General features: G+C 59.5%; 4 protein-coding genes and 1 pseudogene. All 5 read left to right on the forward strand.

From position 1 onward, the window contains the following. A pseudogene (locus tag ABHR76_RS09640) lies at nucleotides 1-424 on the forward strand (phosphate signaling complex PhoU family protein); the annotation flags it as partial. Nucleotides 425-543: 119 nt separating this feature from the next. Continuing rightward, complete coding sequence (locus tag ABHR76_RS09645) at nucleotides 544-1,281, forward strand: YggS family pyridoxal phosphate-dependent enzyme (protein ID WP_117746754.1); 738 nt, start codon at nucleotides 544-546, stop codon at nucleotides 1,279-1,281. A 60-nt stretch (nucleotides 1,282-1,341) separates the two neighbouring features. Further along, nucleotides 1,342-2,064: a cell division protein SepF gene (locus tag ABHR76_RS09650; protein ID WP_006234245.1), complete on the forward strand. Its 723-nt coding sequence runs from the start codon at nucleotides 1,342-1,344 to the stop codon at nucleotides 2,062-2,064. A 36-nt stretch (nucleotides 2,065-2,100) separates the two neighbouring features. After that, a complete protein-coding gene (locus ABHR76_RS09655; protein WP_488212537.1) occupies nucleotides 2,101-2,367 on the forward strand; it encodes a YggT family protein in 267 nt (88 codons plus the stop codon). A 61-nt stretch (nucleotides 2,368-2,428) separates the two neighbouring features. Next, on the forward strand, nucleotides 2,429-3,103 hold the full coding sequence (locus tag ABHR76_RS09660) for a DivIVA domain-containing protein (RefSeq protein WP_006234242.1): 675 nt from the start codon (nucleotides 2,429-2,431) through the stop codon (nucleotides 3,101-3,103). Nucleotides 3,104-3,322: the final 219 nt, after the last annotated feature.

Genomic DNA, 3,322 nt, shown 5'->3' on the forward strand with positions numbered 1-3,322 from the left:
GTCCATCATCTGCAACTTGGCCGTCGAGGACGAGCCAGTGCACGCCGCCTACGAGAAGTTCTTCCGCACCTTTAACCGCATGGACACGGGCGATTTTATGGACGACGACAGCAACTATGACGACCTGCGCCGCGCCATCATGGTATCGCGCTATCTCGAGCGCATCGCCTCGATTTCCATCGATGCCGCCTGCCGTCTGACCTTCCTGTTGACCGGACAGCGTATGACTGCCGGTGATATCGCCTGCACTGATGAGGATGAGCTCGAGAGCATGCGCGTGCCTTCGGGCGAGGGTGTTATCATGAGGCCCGCCGTCGATGCACGCTACGTTGCCAAGGTGCCCGTTAACGAGGTCAGCGAGGGTCTTCGCTACCTGCTCGATCATCTTGAGGATGAGGACGATGGCGAGGACGACGAGGAGTAAGTAACCCCGTTCGTCGAAAGATTGTAAATACCTAAGTGAGCGCGGCCTTGCACATGCGGGGCCGCGCTCTTGCGTTAGCATGGGACTACTTGTTTGGCTGTCAGCGGAGGCGATTGGCAATGGATAACTATTTGGACTTGATGCGCGCTCGCCGCGAGCAGATTCTGGAACGTTTTTATGCGGCGCTCGATCGCGCGGGCCGTCCCCACGACGCCGCGAGCCTCATTGCCGTGTCCAAGACCGTTGGTGTCGATGAGACCGTTGCCGCCATCCAGGCGGGGTATCGCCATTTTGCCGAGAACCGCCCGCAGGAGCTGGTTCGCAAGCTCACGGGTCTGGCGGAGCATCCGGAGCTGCCCGAGGTGCGCTTCGATATGATCGGCAACCTGCAGACCAATAAGATCAATGCGGTGCTGGGCTCAGCCGAGCTGATTCACTCGGTGGGTTCGCTGCATCTGGCGCAGGCGATCTCGAGCCGTGCTGTTCGCAAGATTGAGGCAGGCGAGCTCGTCGGCCCCCAGCGTGTGCTCATTGAGGTCAATGTGAGTGGTGAGGAGTCGAAGGGAGGCTTTTCACCCGATGAGATTCGCGCCGCCGCGGGTGAGCTTGCAGAACTTGAGGGAATTTGCGTACAGGGGCTTATGACTATGGCGCCCCGGGGGAATAAGGATGTGGCACGCCGCACCTTTGCGGGGCTTCGTGAGCTGAGGGATGAGCTGGAGGCGGCGCATCCCGATTTGAACCTGCCTGAGCTTTCCTGCGGTATGAGCGAGGACTTTGAGTCTGCCCTTGAGGAGGGCTCTACGCTCGTTCGCCTGGGCAGGGTAGTATTTAGCCCGGAGTTTGCAGTAAAATAAGGCTCTGAAGTGCGCACTGATTATCGGGGCGCCTGCACTAAACCGCGAGAGGACACAACCATGGGCTTCCTTGACGAGATTAAAAATAAGATGCACCTGGGCGGCCAGCAGGGTTACGACCAGGGTTATGGCCAGGACGACGACTACGGCTACGATGACGGCTACGACGATGGCTATCAGAACAACGGCTACAGCGGTGCTTCGGGCGAGGGCTTCTACACCCAAGACGAGCCGAGCAACGGCCTGCTTGGTCAGACGCGCCGCGGTGAAGCTGAGTCGGTTGCCGTGTATACGCGCTCCGGTCAGCTGGTCGGCGATGACTCCCGCCATGCCACGACGTATAACCCGCCTTCGCGCTCGCAGGACAGTGTTGCGAGCGGTTATCGTCCCGGTGCCTATGACACGCCGTCGAGCTACGCCGAGAATACCCGCGCCCGTGCCGCCGCTGCACCCGCGCCTGCACCGAGCGATGCCTCGGCCTATGCGAGCAATATCATCAACGCCACGCCGCAGCTGCCGGCCTATGTCCTGCGCCCCGAGAGCTATGACGACGTGGAGACTGTGGTGCGCCGCGTTCGCACCAAGCAGCCTGTCGCACTGATTTTTGTGGGCGTACGCACCGAAGTTGCCAAGCGCGTCTTGGACTTCTCTTACGGCTTTGCCTGCGGTCTGGGTGCCACGGTCAAGGAGGTGGGCGACCGCGTGTTCATGGTGCTGCCCGCCGGTTGCGAGGTCAAAGATTCCGATCTCAAGAAGCTTCGTGCCGACGGCTACCTTAAGTAAAGACAAGACGAGGAGATTCCCATCAACATCTACACTATCGTCCAGCTGGTCAACACGCTGTTCAACTTCTATTCCACGCTCATTGTCGTCTACTGCTTTATGACGTGGATTCCCATGAAGCAGGGTGGTTTGCTTCAGGATATTGCTGCGGTGCTTGATAGCGTGTGCGGTCCGTGGCTCAACCTGTTCCGTCGTTTCATCCCGCCGATGGGCGGTATCGATTTTTCGCCGGTCGTTGCGATTATTGCGTTGCAGTTGGTGCAGAGGCTGGTTCTGCAGCTTCTTATAGGTATACTCGTGTAGAACTGTCTTAGTAACTTACGTCGGGCGTGTAGCGCCGAGGCGATGAAAAAGGAGACTTGTTATGGCTATTACCCCTGCAGACATCCAGGCTCAGACTTTCTCTGAGGCCAAGCGTGGCTACGATCCTGCCGAGGTCGACGTCTTCTTGGAGACGCTGTCCTCTGAGGTTGACGCTATGCTCGCTAAGATCGTCGACCTTAAGGGTCGTCTGACTGCTACCGAGCAGCAGCTTGCCGATGCGCAGGCTCAGCTTGCCCAGGCTCAGGATGCCACCGCCCAGGCCGTTCCTGCCGCCCCCGTGGCTGCTCCCGCCCCTGACTTCTCCGCTCAGGAGCGCCAGATTTCCGCTGCCCTGATCGCTGCCCAGCAGACCGCTGAGACCATCGTCAACGATGCCAACGAGAACGCTGAGCGTATCCGCAACGAGGCTGACGCCAAGGCCCGCGAGGTTATCCGCCAGGCTCTGACCGAAAAGCAGGCTGAGCTCGAGGAGATCGATCGTCTCAAGGCTTCTCGTGAGGAGTTCAAGGCCGAGTATCTCAAGCTCATCCAGCACTTCATGGACGATGCCCAGAACTCCTTCCCGGCCGACCTCATGGCCTCCACGCCGGTCGGTTCTGCCGCTTCTCCTGCGGTGACTGTTCCCGCCGAGCCGCTGCCCGTCGCTGACCCGGTTGTCCCCGTGGCCGATCCCTTCGCCCCGATCGACAACTTCGCTGCCGACGACCTGGACTAACATTCGGCCTACAATTTAGTGCCTAGAAAGGACCCGCAGCTTGCGGGTCCTTTTTTATGACTGTACCGGGGCGCGCAACATAAAAAACCGAGCCCTGCACATAGTGGCGCAGAACTCGGCGAACCGGTGAGCGGTCAAGGATAGGTTTTAGGGCATGTCCCAAAATCTACTTGAGGAGGAAGTCGGAGAGGGGAATGGTACGGGCCTCGCGATGCTCGG

The sequence above is a fragment of the Collinsella aerofaciens genome, assembly GCF_039752985.1.
GTDB lineage: Bacteria > Actinomycetota > Coriobacteriia > Coriobacteriales > Coriobacteriaceae > Collinsella > Collinsella aerofaciens_BT.

What these genes read in the sequence shown, in the direction of transcription:
- ABHR76_RS09645 (WP_117746754.1), top strand. Translation starts at nt 544, where the DNA reads ATGGATAACTATTTGGACTTGATGCGCGCTCGCCGCGAGCAGATTCTG.
- ABHR76_RS09650 (WP_006234245.1), top strand. Translation starts at nt 1,342, where the DNA reads ATGGGCTTCCTTGACGAGATTAAAAATAAGATGCACCTGGGCGGCCAG.
- ABHR76_RS09660 (WP_006234242.1), top strand. Translation starts at nt 2,429, where the DNA reads ATGGCTATTACCCCTGCAGACATCCAGGCTCAGACTTTCTCTGAGGCC.